Source organism: Aeromicrobium terrae (assembly GCF_008039565.1).
In the GTDB taxonomy this organism is placed as follows: domain Bacteria; phylum Actinomycetota; class Actinomycetes; order Propionibacteriales; family Nocardioidaceae; genus Aeromicrobium; species Aeromicrobium terrae.
Genome location: NZ_VDUX01000002.1, coordinates 395,763 through 412,789, shown reverse-complemented (window position 1 = coordinate 412,789; position 17,027 = coordinate 395,763). Strand labels below are relative to the sequence as shown.

Genomic DNA, 17,027 nt, shown 5'->3' with positions numbered 1-17,027 from the left:
GCTCCCTAGTATGCGCCGCTCGGGTGGCGCGGCCACCAGAGCCGAGGTCCGAGCAGGGCGGCCACGGCGGGCACCACGAACGTCCGCACGACGAACGTGTCGAGCAGCAACCCGGTGCCGACCGCGAAGCCCAGCTGCACGATCGTGATGACGCTCGCGGACATGAACGCGAACATGCTCGCCGCGAAGATGACTCCCGCCGAGGTGATCACGCCGCCGGTGAGCGCGACCGCTCGCGCGATGCCCTCACGGGACCCGTCGGGCGCCTCCTCCTGCACCCGCTTCATCAGCAGCAGGTTGTAGTCGGCGCCGACGGCGACGAGCAGCACGAACGCGATGCAGGGCACGGTCCACTCGATCGGCTTGTCGAAGAGCAGCTGCCAGGTGAGCACCGACAGCCCGATCGCCGCTGCGTACGAGAGGGCGACGCTGGCCAGCAGGAACGTGGCCGCGACGAGGCTGCGGAGCAGGAGCAGCAGGACGAGGAAGACGGCCAGGAGCGCGACGGCCGCGACGAGGCGGAGGTCCTGCGCGGACAGCGTCTCGATGTCGGCGTTGGTCGGCGCCATGCCGGTCGCCGAGACGTCGGCGTCCTCCAGGCTCGTGCCGCGCAGGCCGGTGTGCATCGCGTCGACGACGTCGCCGACCCGGTGCGCGGCGGCGCGGCCGAACGCGTCGCTGCCGCCGAGGACGATCAGGCGGGCGGTCCGTCCGTCCTCGGAGATGAACGCCCCGCTCGACAGCAGGAACCGGGAGTCCTTCAGCGCCGACGGCGGCAGGTAGAAGCCGCCCATCGACGTGCCTTTCGTCGCCTCGCCGGTCTGCTGGAGGTACGTGGCGGCCTCGTCCAGGCCGGACTCCAGCTCGCCGAGCGACGACGCGACCTTGTCGGTGCCGCCCTTCACCTGGTCGGAGCCGTCGGCCAGGTCCTGCAGCCCGTCGCTGAGGTCGCGCTGGCCGGCCGCCAGGCGCGCGGCGCCGCCGTCGGCGTCGCGCAGGCCGTCGCGGATGCGGCGCAGACCGGCGTCGAGGTCGGCACTGCCGTCGGCCAGCTGGTGCGCCCCGGCCGCAGCCTTGCGGAGGCCGGGGATCAGCTCGTCGCGCTCGCCCTCGTAGATCTGCCGGATGCCGTCACGGGCCTGCTTGCAGTACGGGTCGATCCCGCAGGTCAGGCTCCGCTTGAGCGCCGTGTACGCGAGGCCGAGGCCGTCGACGGCGACCTGGGTCTGGCTGATCGCGCTGTCGAGCCCGGACGCGAGCGCTTGGGCGCCGGACCGGAGCTTCGCGCTCCCGCCGACCGCGTCGTCGCTGCCGTCCGCGAGCCGCTCGACGCCGGCATGGAGCGTGTCGATGCCGTCGAGCAGCTGCGTCGCGCCGGTGGCGGCGGACCCGGCGCCGGACGCCAGCCGTCCGGCGCCGTCCGCGAGGGCCTCCGCCCCGTCGGTGCCGCCGGCCAGCTCGTCGTTGGCCTCGGCCAGCCGGTCGCCGACGATGCCGGCCTGCTTCCCGAGCGACGCCTCGGTGATCGTGGTCCCGAGCGGCCGGGTGACCCCGCGGACCGACACGACGCCGGGAGTGCGGGCCATCGCGGCCGACGCCTGCTCGAGCGCCGCGAGGTCCTCCGGCGTCCGCAGGTCGTGGTCGGCGCGGACGAGGAGGTAGTCGGGCGTCGCCTCGTTGGTCGGGAAGTGGGCGGCCATGAGCCGGTAGCCGTGGTTGCTCTCGGTGTCGTCCGGCTGGGTGCTGCGCTCGTCGAAGCTGGGCCGCAGGGCCGGGGCGAACGCCGCCAGCAGGATCAGCGGGATCAGGCCGATCGTGAGCGCTCGGACGGGGCGGTTGACGACGCGCTCGGCCGTCCGCTGCCAGCCGTGCTCGTCGCGGGGGAAGCGCTTCTGCTCCAGGTATCCGCGCGAGCCCAGCAGGCCGAGGAGGGCCGGGGTCAGCGTGATGGAGATGGCGAGCGCCGCGCCCACGCCGACCGCCATCGCCGGGCCGGTCGTGCGGAACAGCCCGACGTCGGCCAGCAGCATGCAGGCGTTGGCGAGCATGACGGTGAACGCCGAGCCGATGACGACCGCCGAGACCTTGCTCGACGCCGCCGTGGCCGCCTCCCGCGGCTCCAGGCCGGCGCGGCGGTGCTCGTGGTACCGGCTGACCAGGAAGATCGCGTAGTCGGTCGTCGCGCCCAGCACCACGCCGGTGAGGAACGAGCCGGTGAACGTCGAGACCGAGAACGTGTGCAGGCCGAGCAGCGCCACCGTGCCGCGGGCGGCGAGCAGCGACAGCCCGATGATCGACAGCACGAACGCGGTGATCGAGACCGAGCGGTAGATGACGAACAGGATGATCGCGATCAGCACGACGGTGACGATCGTGATGCGGAGGATGTTGTGCTCCACCACGTTCACCATGTCGGTGATCGTGGCCGAGGCGCCGGTGACCGCGACGTCGAGACCGGCCGGCCGGTCGTGATCGGTGGCGTCGCGGACGGCCTCGACCTGGGCGTTGGACGTGGGCGCGCCCGTCTCGCCGGGCAGGCCGACCTGGAAGTAGAGCGCCTCGCCGTCCCGGCTGGTGAGGGCGTCGCGCAGCTCCTTCGTGTCGCCCAGGTCCTGCACGTAGGTCACGTGCTCGGTGTCGCGGCGCAGCCGGTCCTGGAGGGCGTCGACGTAGGCGCGGTCGGAAGCCTTCAGCCCGCCGTCGCGCTCGGCCACGACGACGATGTAGCTCGAGCTCTTCCCGTTGCCGAACGTGTCGTCCATCTGCTGCTCGCTGCGGATGGACGGGGCCGACGACGGCACAAACGGCGTGCTGTCGCGGGAGACGACCTCCTCGAGGGTCGGCACCAGCGTCGTCAGCGCCAGCACGACGACGACCCACGCCAGGGTCACCCAGCGGACACGGGTGACGGCGAAGCGGGCCAGGCCGGAGAGATTCACCTACCGAGAGTATGTGAACCGGTGCGCGGCGGACCTCGTTCTGCGGTCGGAACGGGTCTCCGACCCTGGTCGGAGGGCTGGCATGATCCTCGGGTGAGCAGACGGCGCGCCCTCGGAGCGGTGCTCACGGACATCCGGCCGCTGCGGGAGTCGCCCGCGTTCCGCCGGCTCTGGTTCGGGCAGACCATCTCCCAGCTCGGCCAGCAGATGTCGGTCATCGCCGTCGCGTACCAGGTCTACGTGCTCACCGAGTCATCGTTCTCCGTCGGCCTGGTGGGCCTGTGCGGGCTGCTGCCGCTCGTGCTCGGCGGGCTGTACGGCGGCGCCCTGGTCGACGCGTTCGACCGCCGGCTGGTCTCGCTGTGGTCGGCGCTCGGGCTGTGGGCCTGCTCCGGCGTGCTCGTCCTGCAGGCGTGGGCGGACGTCGAGTCGGTCGGCCTGCTCTACGGCGTCGTGGCCGTCCAGGCGGCGCTGTTCGCGGTCAACAACCCGGCGCGGTCGGCCATGCTGCCGCGCCTGGTGTCGGCGCCGCTGCTGCCCGCGGCCAACGCGCTGAGCATGGCGTCGTTCAACCTCGGCTTCACCATCGGCCCGCTGCTCGGCGGCGTCATCATCGGCTGGCACGGGGTGGAGGCGGCCTACACGTTCGACGTCATCACCTTCACCGCCGCGCTCTACGCCGTCGTCCGGCTGCCCTCGATGCCACCCGCGCAGAGCAGCGGCCGCGCGCCGGGACTGCGGTCCGTGGTCGAGGGCCTGCACTTCCTCAAGAACGCGCCGAACCTGCGCATGACGTTCATCATCGACCTCTGCGCGATGGTGCTCGCCCAGCCGCGCGCCCTGTTCCCGGCGCTGGCCCTGACGGTCTTCGCCGGCTCGGCCTCGACGCTCGGCCTGCTGCAGGCGGCCCCCGCGATCGGGTCGCTCATCGCGTTCGCGGTGTCCGGCTGGATCTCGCGCATCCATCGGCACGGTGTCGCGATCGTCATCGCGGTGGTCGCGTACGGGGCCTCGGTGCTGATGGTGGGCGTAGGCGCGCTGAGCTTCTCCGGCGGGCTCTGGCTGGCCGTCGCGTTCCTGGCCGGCTCCGGCGCGGCCGACATGATCAGCGCCGCCTACCGCTCGACGATGCTGCAGACCGCCGCGCCCGACGAGCTGCGCGGTCGGCTCCAGGGCGTCTTCATCGTGGTGGTCGCCGGCGGCCCGCGCCTGGGCGACTTCGTCATCGGCCTGCTCTCCGCCCTGACGAACGAGGAGTGGGCGATGGTCATCGGCGGGACGCTCTGCGTCGTCGGCGTGCTGACGGCCACTGTGCTCCAGCGCCGGTTCCTCACGTACGACGCCCGGACGCCTACGCCGTGACGGCGATCCAGGTCTGCTCGGCCCGGCCGAGCAGCTCGCCCTCGCGCGTGTAGAGCGCGGTGGACGCGTAGACCTTGCGGCCGTCCTCGCCGTCGAACCGGCCGGTGGACAGCAGCGGCTCGTGGGCGGCCGGCGGGCGCAGGACCTCACCGGTCATGCGGCCGAGCAGCAGGACGCGCTCGGAGAGGTCGATCGTCCAGGCTCCGGGGCAGTCGAGCGCCGCCCAGGTGAGCGGCACGTCGAGGTCGCCGAACGACGGGTCCGGGGTCCACGGCGTCGCGGTGCGACCGTCGCCCGTCGGCCCCGCGAACAGCCGGAAGCCGTCGCCCTCCGTGCGGTCGGTGCCGCACGTGAAGCAGCGCGGGTACGGGTGCACCTCGTGACCCTGGAACCTCGCGGCGGCCGCCTCGGCCTCGTCGACGGTCGGGCACGGCACGGGGTCGCGGGTGAACGTGCCGGGCGTCGCCTCGCCGATCACACCGCCACCAGCGGTGACCAGGCGGACCTCGTTTCCGTCGTGCTCCCACGTGAGCGGGGTGTCGAGCGGGGGCGGCTGCCGCAGCGTCGCCGTCACGCACCCGGCACCGACCTCGACCGCGAGCATGCCGCTGACGTACCCGCCGTTGCCGGAGTGTTCGGGGCCGTTGAACTGCCGCGGGACGGTCACCATGGGAGCAACCTAACGAAGAGCCTCGTAGCGCCGCAGCGCCTCGCGGCGCTCCTCGGCGTGGTCGACGATCGGTGCCGGGTAGTCGGCCGGCGGGTCGTCCATCTCCCAGGGCTCGTGCACGTGCTTGACCGGCACGTCGGCGAGCTCGGGCACCCAGCGCCGGACGTACGTGCCGTCGGGGTCGAACTTCTTGCCCTGCGTCATCGGGTTGAAGACCCGAAAGTACGGGGCGGCGTCCGTGCCGCAGCCGGCGACCCACTGCCAGCCGTGCTGGTTGGACGCGAGGTCGAAGTCGACGAGGTGCTCGGCGAAGTGCCGCGCGCCGTGCTGCCACTCGACGTGCAGGTCCTTCACCAGGAAGCTGGCGACGATCATCCGCACCCGGTTGTGCATCCAGCCCTCGCCGAGCAGCTGGCGCATCCCGGCGTCGACGATCGGGATGCCGGTGCGGCCCGCCTTCCAGGCCTCGAGGTCGTCGCCGGGCTCGTCGTAGTCCATCGCGGCGAACCGGTGGTCGTAGTAGTCCCACGCGGAGTCGGGCCGCTGGTGGAGCACGTCGGCGTAGAACTCGCGAAACCCCAGCTCCCGGCGGTACGCCTCCGCCCCGGCTGATCGGCCGAGGTCGGCGAGCATCGTCCGCGGGTGGATCTCGCCCCACTTCAGGTGGACGGACATCCGGGAAGTGCGGTCGTGGTCGGGCCGATCGCGTTCCTCGCCGTAGTCGGCGACGTCCTCGTCGAGGAAGTCGCGCCACCGCGCGCGGGCCGACGCCTCTCCGGGCGTGGGCAAGTCGGCGTCGGAGCTGACCTCGGGCAGCCGATGGGTGCGGCCGCCGGGGGAGAACCACGGCACGTCACGTACCGCGGGAGCCGGGTCGCGCCACCCGTGCTCGAGCCACGCCCGGTAGAACGGCGAGAAGACCTTGAACCCGCTGCCGTCGTCCTTGGTGACGCGTCCGGGCGCCACGGCGTAGGGCGATCCGGTCCGCACGAGCTCGATGTCGTGCTCGGCCAGGCGACGGGTCACGCGCTCGTCCCGCGCCGACCCGTACGGGCCGCGGTCCCCGGAGACGTGCACGGTGGACGCCTCCGCCTGCCGGGCGACGCGCACGACCTCGTCGACAGGGTCGCCGTGCGTCACGTGCATCCCGCCGACCCGTTCGGACAGGTCCGCGAGCGATCCGGCGAGGTAGGCCTGGCGCGGAGTCCCGGCCGCGTCGAACAGGTGCGGGTCGAGCACGAACAGCGGGACGACACCGTCCGGGCCGGCGTCCACGGCAGCCCGGAGTGCCGGGTGGTCGGCGAGCCTGAGGTCGCGGCGGAACCACATCACGGACGTCGGCACGCGACCCATTGTCGAGGCGGCGCGTCGGCTCGGCACCTCGTGGGACACTTGACCCGTGAGTGACCTGATCGACACCACCGAGATGTACCTGCGCACCGTGTACGAGCTCGAGGAAGAGGGCATCGTCCCGCTGCGCGCGCGCATCGCCGAGCGCCTGCACCAGAGCGGGCCCACGGTCAGCCAGACAGTGGCCCGCATGGAGCGCGACGGCCTGCTCACCGTCGAGGGCGACCGGCACCTCGAGCTCTCGCCCAAGGGGCGGCAGCTCGCCACCCGCGTCATGCGCAAGCACCGGCTCGCCGAGCGGCTGCTCACCGATGTCATCGGGCTCGAGATCGAGTACGTCCACGAGGAGGCGTGCCGGTGGGAGCACGTCATGTCCGAGCAGGTCGAGCGCCGGCTCGTCGAGCTGCTCGAGCACCCCACCGAGTCGCCCTACGGCAACCCGATCCCCGGCCTGGCCGAGCTCGGCGAGGCCGACGACGCCACCGACTTCCTCGCCGGCCTGGAGCCGCTGACGGCGTCCGTCGGCACCGGCGACCCGGTGCGCCGCACCGTCCGCCGCATCGCCGAGGAGCTGCAGAAGGACACGCAGGTCATGTCCGTGCTCCGTCGCGTCGGCGCCCTCCCGGGCAACGACGTGCTGGTCTCGCGGGGCCCCGAAGGCGTGGTCGTCGCGCGTCAGGCCGAGACCGCGGAGATCGACTCCGACGCCGCGGCGCACATCTTCGTCTCGGTCTAGGCGCCTTCCGCCGCGTCGCGGATCCGCTCCAGCGTCTGCCGCATCCCGTCGCGCAAGGACTGCGTGAACGCCTCCTGCCCGCCGAGGAACCCGTCGGTCAGCTCGAGCGACAGGTCGGAGATGCCGTCCGGGGTGTCGCGACGTTGGGTGAGCCGCGTGCCGGCGTCCGTGGGGTCGAGGCGGAACGACCACACGACCCAGTTCTCCTGGATGCGGAACGCCAGCTCCCGCTCGGGCTCGAACCGCACGACCTCGCCGTGGGTGACCCACTCCATCTCGCCCTGCTGGTTCTTGTTCGTGAACTCGGCGCCCTGGGCGACCTCGTCGAAGCCGCTGCGCAGCCGGGTCGAGACGACCTGCGGGCTCCACTCCGACATCCGGGTGACGTCCCGGACGAGCTCCCAGACGGCGGCCGGCGGGGCCGCGACGTCGATGCTCTGCTCCAGGACGGCCTCGTACTCAGCCAACGGTCAGCCCTTCTTCGGCAGCAGCGGGATGAACCCGCTCGTGCGACGAACGTAGTCGTCGTAGCCCGGCTTGGTCTCGCGCATCCCCTTCTCGTTCAGGGCCGCGCCGGTGACCTTGGTGAGGAAGATCGTCATCGCGATCGGGCTGATGACGGTGAGCAGGCCGAACCACGACGACGCCGCGACGATCCAGATGCCGATCCACACGCAGGCGTCGCCGAAGTAGTTGGGGTGGCGCGTGTACTTCCACAGGCCCTGGTCCATCAGCTTGCCCTGGTTCTGGGGGTCGGCCTTGAACCGGGCGAGCTGGAGGTCGCCGACGGTCTCGAAGAACATCCCGACCAGCCACACGAGGGCGCCGATCCAGCCGAGGACCGGCTTGGTGCCGACGTTGTTCATGCCGACCATCACCGGGGTGGCGACGAGGAACATCGCGATGCCCTGCGGCAGGAACACCCGGTTCAGCGCGACCTGCGCGAACGAGCGGCCGTCGGCCTCGGCCATCGCCTTGTAGCGAGGGTCCTCGGGCAGCTTGGAGTTGCGGGCGTGCAGGTGCAGCGCGAGCCGGACGCCCCAGAGGACCACGAGGACCAGCAGGAGGGTCTGCGTGCCCGGCATGCCGTCGCCGCGCTGCGTCACGAACACCGAGACGATCGCGACCGCGGCGAAGCCGAGGCCCCACGCGGTGTCGACGACGGTGAGCTTCTGCTGTCGCACCGAGATCCACATGCAGACGGCCATCACCACCACGACCGTGGCGAGGCCGAAGCCCAGCGTGATGAAGCTGTGCGAGACGTCGTTCGTGTTCATGCCAACCAATCCATCGGGGTCAGGGGCATCCCGGCGACACCGGACGCTGAGGGCTTCACGCCGAGGATCTGGTCAACGCCCATGCGGTTCTCCTCGAACGCCAGCGAACCACCGGCGAGGTAGAGCCGCCACACGCGCGCCTGCTCCTCGCCGACGAGGGCGACGGCCGTCGACCAGTGCTCCTCGAGGTTCGCGGCCCAGCCGGCGACCGTCAGCGGGTAGTGCTCGCGCATCGCCTGGACGTCGCGGATCTCGATGCCGGCGTCGGCGATCAGGCCGATCGTCTTGGCCAGCGGCTTCATGTGCATGTCCGGCGCGATGTACGTCTCGATGAACGGGCCGCCGCCCGGCCGGTCGCCCTTGGCGCTGTTGCTCCGGGACATCTGCTGGATCAGGACCCGACCGCCGGGCCGCAGGTAGCGCGCGATGGCCTGGGTGAAGTCGACGTACTCGGCGTCGCCCACGTGCTCGCCCATCTCGATGGACGCGACCGCGTCGACGGTGCCGTCGGCGACGCCGGCACCGGCGAGATCGCGGAAGTGCCGGAGGCTGACGTCGACCCGGCCTTGGAGACCGCGCTCGGCGGCCCGCTTCAGCACGAAGTCGCGCTGCTCCGACGAGAGCGTCACGCCGGTGACGTGGACGCCGTAGTGCTCGGCGGCGTGCAGGGTCAGCGAGCCCCAGCCGGAGCCGATGTCGAGCATCCGCATCCCGGGCTGCAGGCCGAGCTTGCGGCAGACGAGGTCGAGCTTCGCGGTCTGCGCCTCCTCGAGCGTCATGTCCGGCCGGGCGAAGAAGGCGCTGGAGTAGGCCATCTGCGGGTCCAGGATCAGCTCGTAGAAGTCGTTCGACAGGTCGTAGTGGTGCGAGATCGCGGCGCGGTCGCGTTCGCGGGTGTGCAGCCCGCCGGTGAGCGTGGCCTCGGCGGCCGGGATCGCAGGACGACGCCCGAGGGCACGGGTCCGGACGGCCAGGCGGGCCGCACGCAGGGCCAGGCGCGGGGTGATCCGCGGCCGGGCGGCGTCGGGATCGGCGGCGCGGGCGACCCGGACGGCCTCCCACATCGCGCGCAACCCGTCGGACAGGTCGCCCTCGACGTCGAGGTAGCCCTGCACGTACGCACGGGCCACCCCGAGCTCGCCGGGCGACCACAGGACGTGCCGGATGGCGCGCCGGTCGGCGATGACCAGGGTCGGGGCGCCGGCCGGTCCGGCGACGCTGCCGTCCCAGGCCCGGAGCCGGACCGGGAGCCTGAGGTTCAGGGCGTCCTCGGCCAGCGCGAGGAGGCGGGCGGCGAGATTCACCGGTCCAGTGTCCCGGTGCTGTCTTCGGTACGCCATCTGAATGTGGGCGCAGCCTGGCATGATTTCCACATGGCGGTCGGCGAGCGACTGAGGCGTTGGTTCAAGCGCACGGGCAGCGAGATCCTCGGGTGGATCCTGATCCCGGTCGGCATCGTGATGATGCCCGCGCCCGGCCCCGGCACCCTCGTCCTCGTGGCCGGCGTCGCCCTGCTGGCCCCGCACCACGCGTGGGCCCAGCGCATCCTCGACCCCCTCCGCAAGCAGGCCATCGAGGCGGCCAAGTACGGCGTCGCCACCTGGCCGCGCATCACCGTCAGCTTCCTCGGCGGCGTCTGGCTCGTCGTCCTGGCCGTCATCTGGTGGCAGTCGCCGGAGATCCCGGAGTTCGACGTGCTCGGCGTCGGCTTCGGTCCGCACCTCCCGGCCGCCGGCTGGGGCACGGCCTTGGGTCTGCTGGCCTCGGCGGCCGCGGCGTGGGGCCTGCTGCTGTACAGCATCATCCGGTGGCGCCACCCGGACCCGGAGCCGGCGGCCGAGCCGAGCAAGACGACGATGTCCTCATGAGCGAGACTTCGTGCGACGTCGTGGTGGTGGGCCTCGGGCCCGGAGGTGAGGCACTGGCCACCCGGCTGGCCGGCGCCGGTCTGTCGGTCGTGGCCGTGGAGGCCGAGCTGGTCGGCGGCGAGTGCCCGTACTGGGGCTGCATCCCGTCCAAGATGATGATCCGCGCGGCCAACGCCCTGGCCGAGGCGCGGCGGGTCGACCAGGTCGCCGGCCATGCCGACGTGCAGGCCGACTTCGCGCCGGTGGCCAAGCGCATCCGCGAGGAGGCCACCGACGACTGGGACGACACCGTCGCCGTCGAGCGGCTGCTCAAGGCGAACGTCACGTTCGTGCGCGGCCGCGGCCGGATCGTGGCCGATCGCACGGTCGAGGTGGACGGCGACCGGTACGTCGCCTCGCGCGGCGTCGTGCTCAACACCGGCACCACGGCGGCCGTCCCACCGATCGACGGCCTCGCCGACACCCCGTTCTGGACCAACCGCGAGGCGGTCTCGGCCACCGAGGCGCCGTCGTCCCTCGTCGTCATCGGCGGCGGGGCCATCGGGCTGGAGCTCGCGCAGACGTTCGCCCGGTTCGGGTCCGACGTCGTGGTGCTCGAGGTCGCGCCGCGCATCCTCGGCCCTGAGGAGCCGGAGGCCTCCGTGCTGCTCACCGACCTCCTCACGTCCGAGGGTCTCACCGTGCACGCCGGCATCTCCATCGACGGCGTCGCCCACGACGGCGACCGCTTCCACGTCACCTGCGGCGACCAGACGTTCGAGGCCGAGCAGCTGCTGGTGGCCGCCGGCCGCAAGCCGCGCATCGCCGACATCGGTCTCGACACCATCGGCGTCGACGGGTCGGGCCGGTCGCTCGAGGTCGACGACGACCAGCGCGTCGCCGACGGCCTCTGGGCGATCGGCGACATCGCCGGCCGGGGCGCCTTCACCCACGTCTCGATGTACCAGGCCGAGCGGGCCGCCCGGTCGATCCTGGGGGAGGACCAGCCGCCCTACGACCCGACCTTCCCGCGCGTCACGTTCACCGACCCGGAGGTCGGCGCCGTCGGCCTCACCGAGCAGCAGGCGCGCGACCGCGGCATGAACGTCGAGGTCACCACCTCGGACATCGCGGCGAGCAGCCGTGGCTTCGTCCACGGGCCCGGCCACGAGGGCCTGGTCAAGCTCGTCGTCGACACCGACCGCGACGTCGTCGTCGGCGCCACCGTCGTCGGCCCGTCCGGTGGCGAGACCGTGTCCGGGCTCGCCGTCGCCGTCCGCGCGGAGGTGCCGGTGAGCACCCTGCGCAACTCGATCTACGCCTACCCGACGTTCTGGCGCGCGATCGAGTCCACGCTGCCTAAGCCTTCTTGAGCAGCCGCAGCACCTGACGCTCCAGCGTCCGGCTGACCGGCGACCCCGGACTGATCCGCCGGTTCCCGGCCGCCACCGTGATGCCGTCCTGGAACAGGTCGACGACGCGGGGGTCGACGTACGAGCTCCGCGCGACGGCCGGCGTGTTGCCCAGGTGCTCGCTCACCTCGCGCATGGCACCGGTGATCGACCGCTTGCGTGCGGTCTTCGACGATGCGTCGGACAGGGCGAGCGCGTGAGCCGCGATGACCGTGCCGCGCCAGGTCCGGAAGTCCTTCGCGGTGAACTCCGGGCCGAGGGTGTCCTTGGCGTAGAGGTTCACGTCGTCGGCGGTGAGGTGGCGCCAGCGGCCCGCGTGCTTGTAGGAGAACAGGCGGTCCCCGCCGCTCCGGCGCCGGCGCAGCATGTCGAGCACGGCGTTCACCCGGTCGTCGCGCACCGTCACCTCGACCTCCTGCCCGGACTTCGCCGGGTAGCAGAACGTGACGCCGCGCCCCTCGCGCGTGACGTGGTCGCGCTCGACGGTGGTGAGGCCGTGGCTGCCGTTCTCGTCGACGTACCGGTCGGACCCGACGCGGAACATGCCGAGGTCGAGCAGCGAGAACGCGACGGCCGAGACGGTGGTGAGGTCGGGCTCGTCACCGATCTCCCGTCGGGCAACCTGGCGGTTCCGGATGAGCGACCGCGCGAACCGCTCCATGTGCTCGAACTTCTCCGCGTCGCGCCGCTCCCGCCAGGCCGGGTGGTAGAGGTACTGACGCCGCCCCGCGTCGTCGGTGCCGACGGCCTGCAGGTGCCCGTTCTCCGCCGGGCAGATCCAGACGTCCCGCCACGCCGGCGGGATGACGAGGTTGATGCAGCGCTCGCGGTCGAGCGGGGGCAGCGGCGCGCCGTCCTCGTCGAGGTACCGGAACCCCTTGCCGTGCGCGACGCGGCTCCAGCCGGGCATGCTCGCGGACACCCTGCGCAGTCGGACCATGCAGGAAAGGTACGGGCGATCTGTCGGTGCCGCCTGTCAGCATCGGCTCATGGCATACGACCACGACCTCGCCGCCGACGTCCGGGCTCAGCTCGCGGGCGAGGCGGACATCACCGAGAAGGCCATGTTCGGCGGTCTCGCGTTCATGGCGGGCGGCCGCATGGCCGTCGTCGTCAGCGGCCAGGGCGGCCTGATGCTGCGCGTCCGTCCGGACGAGACCGAGGCGCTCCTCGCACTGGAGCACACCCGCCCGATGGAGATGCGAGGCCGTGACATGAACGGCTGGATCCGCGTCGACCCGGCGGGCTGCGCCGACGACGACGCCCTGCACCAGTGGGTCGACCGCGGCCTCAGAGCAGCGGCCGCCGCCCGGTGAAGGCGGCCAGCCGCTCGTAGGCGGACGCGTCGTCCGCGACGTCGATCTCCGGGTCGAACGCGCCGCCGCGCATCTCCGGCTTGAGCATGGGCGTCATGATGCGGAGCGACGCCTCGGCGAGCTCGTCGTCGAGCTCTTCGGTGCCTCCGAGCGCCTGAGCCAGGTCCCAGGAGTGCACGGTGAACTCCGGGAGCTGGATGGAGATCGTGCCCGGCGCCTCGCTGACGGCGTCGAGCAGCTCGTCGGCGTCCTCCCGGAACGCCCGGCCCGGGTCGTCGGGGAGCGGCACCTGGGCCGACCAGTCGACGTCGCCGCCCTGCGTCATCGTGATGAAGTTCCGCGGGTCCGAGCACACGTGCTCCAGGAGCTGGCGGACGGTCCAGTCGCGGCACGGCGTGGGCGCGTCCAGGTGCTCGGACCGCACCGACGCCACGAGCGTCGCGGTCTGGTCGAGGGCACGGGACAGCAGGTCGATCTGGTCGGCGTCGCTCATGACTCCCTGTCTACCGGAGGCGTCAGACGCGCGCAGCGTGTGAGGGGATCGGTCCGAGCAGCTCGATGCCGTGCGCCTCGGCGACCGCGAGCACGTCCTCGATCGCGGGTGCGTCCTGTGCTGCCAGCGCGGCGACGGCGCGGGTGAAGCCCTCCATCGGCGCCCCGGGAGCGTGCACCACGAACGCGACAGCGTCGGTTTGCGACTCGTTGCGGATCGTGTGCGGGGTGTCACCGGCGAGCGGCACCACCTCGCCGGCCCGTGCGACGATCCTGCGGGCCTCCCCGCCCTCGCCGAGGTAGAAGGTGAACTCGCCCTCGGTCACGTAGTAGACCTCGCCCGGTCCGTGCCGGTGCATGACCGGGGGACCGCCGCCGGGACGCATCGTGGTCTGCACGGCGAAGAGCGCGCCACCGGTGTCCGCGCTCGACGCGAGCACGGCGATGTCCTCGGTGCCCAGTCGGATCCGCTCGGCTGTGGCAATATCGACAGGTATCTTGTCCATGCGAGAAAGATAGACAAGGAACCTGTCTAATGTCAAAGACGCGGCCGAGCAACGTCGTCCTGCTGCTCCGCGAGGCGTACCTCCGGCTCAACGACCTGGTCGTCACCCGGCTGGAGGAGGCCGGGCACGCCGATGTCCGGCCGGCCCACGCCGCGGTCTTCCAGTTCCTCGACGACGACGGCACCACCGTCAGCACGCTCGCGCAGCGCGCGCGGATGACCAAGCAGGCGATGGCCCAGCTCGTCGAGCACCTGGAGAGCCATCAGTACGTCGAGCGCGTCCCGGACCCGGGTGACCGTCGCGCCAAGCTCGTCGTCGTCACGTCCCGAGGACGCGAGGTGCTGGACATCGCGCAGTCGCTCGTACCCGACGTCGAGGGACTCGTGACCAGCATCATCGGTGCTCAGCGCACCAAGGCGATGCGAGCCGACCTCGAGAAGATCCGGCAAGCCGACCTCACCCTCTGAGTCGTGGTGCGCCGGCGGGAGGTGGAGCAGACTTGCTGAGCGACGTGCCGGTCGCGAGCGCCGGGAGGACCGCCACGAGCGCGAGCACGGCCAATGCGACGAAGGCCTCTTGCTGGCCGCCGAGGCCGTCGGCGAGGGCGGCACCGGCGAAGGGTGCGAGGGCAGATGCAATGAGGACGGGTGCGGTGAGGACGCCGTTGAGGTGTCCGAAGCGGGCGATGCCCCACCGGTCGCTGACGGCGGTGGCCTGGATGAGGGTGAAGATGCCGCGCGCCACGCCCATGGCGGCGGACACCGCGAACAGGATGGCGACCTCGGCCGGAGCAACGGCCGCGAGCGTCGTGGTGAGGCTGACGGCGACGATGGTGATGGCGAGTCGTGAGACCGACGTGGTGGCTCGGGAGAAGCGCGCGTAGCCGAGACGTCCCGCGACCTGCCCGATGCCGCCGATGCCAAGGCCGATGGCGGCCTCGGTCGTGGTCAGGCCGCGCTCGACGAACATCGGGACGAGATTGACGACGGCGGCGTAGACGACGAACGCGGAGATCGTCGCGGTCGCCATCAGCGCGATGAAAGGAACGGACCGAACTTCGCGAGCGAGCGCCTTGTCTTCATGGGTGGGCTCGGTCGCCGGCTCCCAGGCGTGGTCGAGGCCCCACCAGTGCAGAGGGATAGTGACGCCGGCAAGCAAGACGGCGAGCCACAGGTAGGCGGTGCGCCAGTCGGTGATCGCCTGGAGGCCGGCCGCGAGCGGGGCGAACACGGTGCTGGCGAGCCCGGCGACGAGCGTGAGGGTGGTGAGGGCTCCGACACGCTCGGCGCCTGCCCACCGGGTGAGCGCGGCGAAGGCCGGTGGGTAGAGGGTGCCGGCCATCGCGACACCGGCGACCAGCCAGCCCAGGACGAAGACCGGGTAGGTGGGAGCGGTGCCGATGACGACCACGGCAGCCACGCCCAGGACCGAGCCTGCGGTCATGATCCGTCGCGGGCCGAACCGGTCGAGTCGCCGACCGACGACGATGCCGACCAGGCCCGAGACCACGAGGCTCAGCGAGAAGGCGGCGGTCACGGCCGTCTGGCTCCAGCCGGTGTCGTCGACGATGTCGGAGGAGAGCACGGCGAAGGCGTAGTAGAGGATGCCCCAGCTGACGATCTCGGTGATGCAGAGCGTCGTGACGGCACGACGCAGCCCGGGCCCGTCGAGCGACCCGGGCTGCGTCGGTGTCGTCACCGGTCGGACGGGCGGCCGATGGTGAGCAGCACCGGCGCCACGTCCACGCCACCGCAGCACCCACCGCCGCCTGTGGCGGACTCCTCGTCGAACAACCCGGTGCCGCCGCACACGCCGGTGTCGGGCAGCGTCAGCTCGACCCGAGCGGCGGCCTCGTGGTCGCCGGCGATCGCCGCGGCCACGGAGCGGGTCTGCTCGAAGCCGGTCAGCGCGAGGAACGACGTGGCCCGGCCGTAGGACTTCATGCCGACGAGGTAGAACCCGGCTTCCGGCTGGGCGAGCTCCTTGGCCCCGTGGGGGTACACGGTGCCGCACGAGTGGACGTTCGGGTCGATCAGCGGCGCCAGCTCGCGCGGCGACTGCAGGACCGGGTCCAGGTCGAGCCGGATCTCCGACAGGAGATCCAGGTCAGGGCGGAACCCGGTGAGGGCGACGACTTCATCGACGTCGGTGACCGTCTGGCCGTCGAAGGACCCGATCGTCAACCGACCCTTGTCGTTCCGGTCGATCGTGGCGGTGCGAAAGCCGTTCAGGGTCGTGACTGGCCCCTGAGTGACGGCCTGCTGGGCCTGCTGGCCGAGGGCGCCGCGCTGGGGGAGCTCGTCCTGGCCGCTGCCGGCGAACGCCTCGCCGACGGAGCCGCGCCGGACCAGCCAGCTGATCCGCGTCGACGGCTCGTCCCTGGCCAGGTTGGTCAGGGCGATGAGTGCCGTCTTGGCTGAGGCGCCGGTCCCGGCCACAACGACGTGCTTGCCGGCGTAGCGGGCGCGGGTGGCCTCGTCGCGCAGGTCGGGCACGCGGTAGCTGACCTGCGCCCCTGCCTCGCGCTCGCCGATCGCCGGAACGCCGTCGCCGCCGAGCGGGTTCGGGCCGCTCCAGGTCCCGGACGCGTCGATCACCGCGCGCGCCATCACGTGAGCTGGGCCGTCGGGGGTGCTCACGTGGACGGTGAACGGCGCCTCGTCGCGACCGGAGCTGACCAACCGGTCACGGGACTGCTTCGCCACCGACGTGACCGCGGAGTCGTAGCGGACCGACTCGCCCAAGGCGTCGGCCAGTGGCTGGAGGTAGCCGGTCACCCACTCAGCGCCCGTGGGGTAGGTGCTCGGGTCGGGGGAGCTCCAACCCGTCTGGGACAGGAGCTGCTCGGCGGCCGGGTCGACGAGCTCGGACCACGCCGAGAACAAGCGAACGTGCCCCCACTCGGCTACGGCAGCGCCGGCGGTCGGACCCTTCTCCAGCACGAGGACGTCGACGTCGCGGCTGCGCAGGTGCGCGGCGGCGGCGAGACCGCTGGGCCCGGCTCCGATGACGACGACGGGGAGAATGGTGGTCGGTTCTGACGCAGGCATGTTCGGCCCTTCTTCGTTTCATAGACGTTTGTCGATGGATATGACTCTACCCAGACATCGAAGAATGTCA

At 71.9% G+C, this 17,027-nt stretch carries 17 protein-coding genes; 6 read left to right on the top strand and 11 right to left on the bottom strand.

Annotated features, from left to right (window positions below; all coding sequences use genetic code 11):
* Positions 1-5: 5 nt before the first annotated feature.
* Positions 6-2,939, bottom strand: coding sequence for an efflux RND transporter permease subunit (locus FHP06_RS05635; RefSeq protein WP_187271801.1), 2,934 nt, complete (start codon positions 2,937-2,939; stop codon positions 6-8).
* A gap of 93 nt (positions 2,940-3,032) precedes the next feature.
* Between FHP06_RS05635 and FHP06_RS05630 the strand changes: the two genes are divergently transcribed.
* Complete coding sequence (locus FHP06_RS05630; RefSeq protein WP_222706375.1) at positions 3,033-4,301, top strand: MFS transporter; 1,269 nt, start codon at positions 3,033-3,035, stop codon at positions 4,299-4,301.
* Here FHP06_RS05630 and FHP06_RS05625 read toward each other — a convergent pair.
* Both FHP06_RS05625 and FHP06_RS05620 read right to left on the bottom strand, forming a co-directional pair.
* Positions 4,291-4,971 carry a hypothetical protein gene (locus FHP06_RS05625; protein WP_147684619.1) on the bottom strand — a complete coding sequence of 227 codons (681 nt, stop codon included), beginning with the start codon at positions 4,969-4,971 and terminating at the stop codon, positions 4,291-4,293. The two genes, FHP06_RS05630 and FHP06_RS05625, sit on opposite strands and share 11 nt — an antisense overlap.
* Positions 4,972-4,980: 9 nt before the next feature.
* Positions 4,981-6,324 (bottom strand): cryptochrome/photolyase family protein, encoded by a 1,344-nt coding sequence (locus tag FHP06_RS05620; RefSeq protein ID WP_147685056.1) that lies wholly within the window; start codon positions 6,322-6,324, stop codon positions 4,981-4,983.
* Between the two features lie 46 nt (positions 6,325-6,370).
* On the opposite strand from FHP06_RS05620, the gene FHP06_RS05615 reads away from it, so the two are divergent.
* Positions 6,371-7,057 carry a metal-dependent transcriptional regulator gene (locus tag FHP06_RS05615; protein WP_147684617.1) on the top strand — a complete coding sequence of 229 codons (687 nt, stop codon included), beginning with the start codon at positions 6,371-6,373 and terminating at the stop codon, positions 7,055-7,057.
* Here the strand turns inward: FHP06_RS05615 and FHP06_RS05610 are convergent.
* Genes FHP06_RS05610 through FHP06_RS05600 form a run of 3 tightly spaced genes read right to left on the bottom strand, consistent with a single transcriptional unit; the run spans position 7,054 to position 9,638 of the window.
* Positions 7,054-7,524 carry an SRPBCC family protein gene (locus tag FHP06_RS05610; protein WP_147684615.1) on the bottom strand — a complete coding sequence of 157 codons (471 nt, stop codon included), beginning with the start codon at positions 7,522-7,524 and terminating at the stop codon, positions 7,054-7,056. The genes FHP06_RS05615 and FHP06_RS05610 overlap by 4 nt on opposite strands.
* 3 nt (positions 7,525-7,527) lie before the next feature.
* The gene (locus tag FHP06_RS05605; protein ID WP_147684613.1) at positions 7,528-8,334 is read right to left on the bottom strand and encodes a DUF1295 domain-containing protein; all 807 of its coding nucleotides are present in this window, start codon (positions 8,332-8,334) and stop codon (positions 7,528-7,530) included.
* The gene (locus FHP06_RS05600; protein WP_222706374.1) at positions 8,331-9,638 is read right to left on the bottom strand and encodes an SAM-dependent methyltransferase; all 1,308 of its coding nucleotides are present in this window, start codon (positions 9,636-9,638) and stop codon (positions 8,331-8,333) included. Before FHP06_RS05600 ends, FHP06_RS05605 begins: the two co-directional genes overlap by 4 nt.
* Positions 9,639-9,707: 69 nt before the next feature.
* Here FHP06_RS05600 and FHP06_RS05595 point away from each other — a divergent pair, with 69 nt between their 5' ends.
* Positions 9,708-10,202 carry a PGPGW domain-containing protein gene (locus FHP06_RS05595; RefSeq protein WP_147684609.1) on the top strand — a complete coding sequence of 165 codons (495 nt, stop codon included), beginning with the start codon at positions 9,708-9,710 and terminating at the stop codon, positions 10,200-10,202.
* Positions 10,199-11,554: a dihydrolipoyl dehydrogenase family protein gene (locus tag FHP06_RS05590; protein WP_147684607.1), complete on the top strand. Its 1,356-nt coding sequence runs from the start codon at positions 10,199-10,201 to the stop codon at positions 11,552-11,554. The genes FHP06_RS05595 and FHP06_RS05590 overlap by 4 nt, the downstream gene beginning before the upstream one ends.
* On the opposite strand, the gene FHP06_RS05585 is transcribed toward FHP06_RS05590, so the two are convergent.
* Complete coding sequence (locus tag FHP06_RS05585) at positions 11,541-12,533, bottom strand: DNA topoisomerase IB (protein ID WP_147684605.1); 993 nt, start codon at positions 12,531-12,533, stop codon at positions 11,541-11,543. The two genes, FHP06_RS05590 and FHP06_RS05585, sit on opposite strands and share 14 nt — an antisense overlap.
* Before the next feature lie 49 nt (positions 12,534-12,582).
* Here FHP06_RS05585 and FHP06_RS05580 point away from each other — a divergent pair, with 49 nt between their 5' ends.
* The gene (locus FHP06_RS05580) at positions 12,583-12,909 is read left to right on the top strand and encodes a TfoX/Sxy family protein (RefSeq protein WP_147684603.1); all 327 of its coding nucleotides are present in this window, start codon (positions 12,583-12,585) and stop codon (positions 12,907-12,909) included.
* On the opposite strand, the gene FHP06_RS05575 is transcribed toward FHP06_RS05580, so the two are convergent.
* Together FHP06_RS05575 and FHP06_RS05570 are read right to left on the bottom strand one after the other, a co-directional pair.
* Positions 12,884-13,402: a maleylpyruvate isomerase family mycothiol-dependent enzyme gene (locus FHP06_RS05575; RefSeq protein WP_147684601.1), complete on the bottom strand. Its 519-nt coding sequence runs from the start codon at positions 13,400-13,402 to the stop codon at positions 12,884-12,886. The two genes, FHP06_RS05580 and FHP06_RS05575, sit on opposite strands and share 26 nt — an antisense overlap.
* A gap of 22 nt (positions 13,403-13,424) precedes the next feature.
* The gene (locus FHP06_RS05570) at positions 13,425-13,907 is read right to left on the bottom strand and encodes a cupin domain-containing protein (RefSeq protein ID WP_147684599.1); all 483 of its coding nucleotides are present in this window, start codon (positions 13,905-13,907) and stop codon (positions 13,425-13,427) included.
* 29 nt (positions 13,908-13,936) lie between these two features.
* On the opposite strand from FHP06_RS05570, the gene FHP06_RS05565 reads away from it, so the two are divergent.
* Positions 13,937-14,374, top strand: a complete 438-nt coding sequence (locus FHP06_RS05565; RefSeq protein ID WP_147684597.1) for a MarR family winged helix-turn-helix transcriptional regulator — start codon at positions 13,937-13,939, stop codon at positions 14,372-14,374.
* Here the strand turns inward: FHP06_RS05565 and FHP06_RS05560 are convergent.
* Positions 14,364-15,605, bottom strand: a complete 1,242-nt coding sequence (locus FHP06_RS05560) for an MFS transporter (RefSeq protein ID WP_147684595.1) — start codon at positions 15,603-15,605, stop codon at positions 14,364-14,366. The two genes, FHP06_RS05565 and FHP06_RS05560, sit on opposite strands and share 11 nt — an antisense overlap.
* Positions 15,602-16,957: an FAD-dependent oxidoreductase gene (locus FHP06_RS05555; RefSeq protein WP_147684593.1), complete on the bottom strand. Its 1,356-nt coding sequence runs from the start codon at positions 16,955-16,957 to the stop codon at positions 15,602-15,604. Before FHP06_RS05555 ends, FHP06_RS05560 begins: the two co-directional genes overlap by 4 nt.
* Positions 16,958-17,027: the final 70 nt, after the last annotated feature.

Excerpts from the sequence above, each read along its gene's own strand:
- FHP06_RS05565 (WP_147684597.1), top strand. The coding sequence starts at position 13,937 with ATGTCAAAGACGCGGCCGAGCAACGTCGTCCTGCTGCTCCGCGAGGCG.
- FHP06_RS05595 (WP_147684609.1), top strand. The coding sequence starts at position 9,708 with ATGGCGGTCGGCGAGCGACTGAGGCGTTGGTTCAAGCGCACGGGCAGC.
- FHP06_RS05585 (WP_147684605.1), bottom strand. The coding sequence starts at position 12,533 with ATGGTCCGACTGCGCAGGGTGTCCGCGAGCATGCCCGGCTGGAGCCGC.
- FHP06_RS05620 (WP_147685056.1), bottom strand. The coding sequence starts at position 6,324 with ATGGGTCGCGTGCCGACGTCCGTGATGTGGTTCCGCCGCGACCTCAGG.
- FHP06_RS05575 (WP_147684601.1), bottom strand. The coding sequence starts at position 13,402 with ATGAGCGACGCCGACCAGATCGACCTGCTGTCCCGTGCCCTCGACCAG.
- FHP06_RS05580 (WP_147684603.1), top strand. The coding sequence starts at position 12,583 with ATGGCATACGACCACGACCTCGCCGCCGACGTCCGGGCTCAGCTCGCG.
- FHP06_RS05570 (WP_147684599.1), bottom strand. The coding sequence starts at position 13,907 with ATGGACAAGATACCTGTCGATATTGCCACAGCCGAGCGGATCCGACTG.
- FHP06_RS05625 (WP_147684619.1), bottom strand. The coding sequence starts at position 4,971 with ATGGTGACCGTCCCGCGGCAGTTCAACGGCCCCGAACACTCCGGCAAC.
- FHP06_RS05590 (WP_147684607.1), top strand. The coding sequence starts at position 10,199 with ATGAGCGAGACTTCGTGCGACGTCGTGGTGGTGGGCCTCGGGCCCGGA.
- FHP06_RS05605 (WP_147684613.1), bottom strand. The coding sequence starts at position 8,334 with ATGAACACGAACGACGTCTCGCACAGCTTCATCACGCTGGGCTTCGGC.
- FHP06_RS05555 (WP_147684593.1), bottom strand. The coding sequence starts at position 16,957 with ATGCCTGCGTCAGAACCGACCACCATTCTCCCCGTCGTCGTCATCGGA.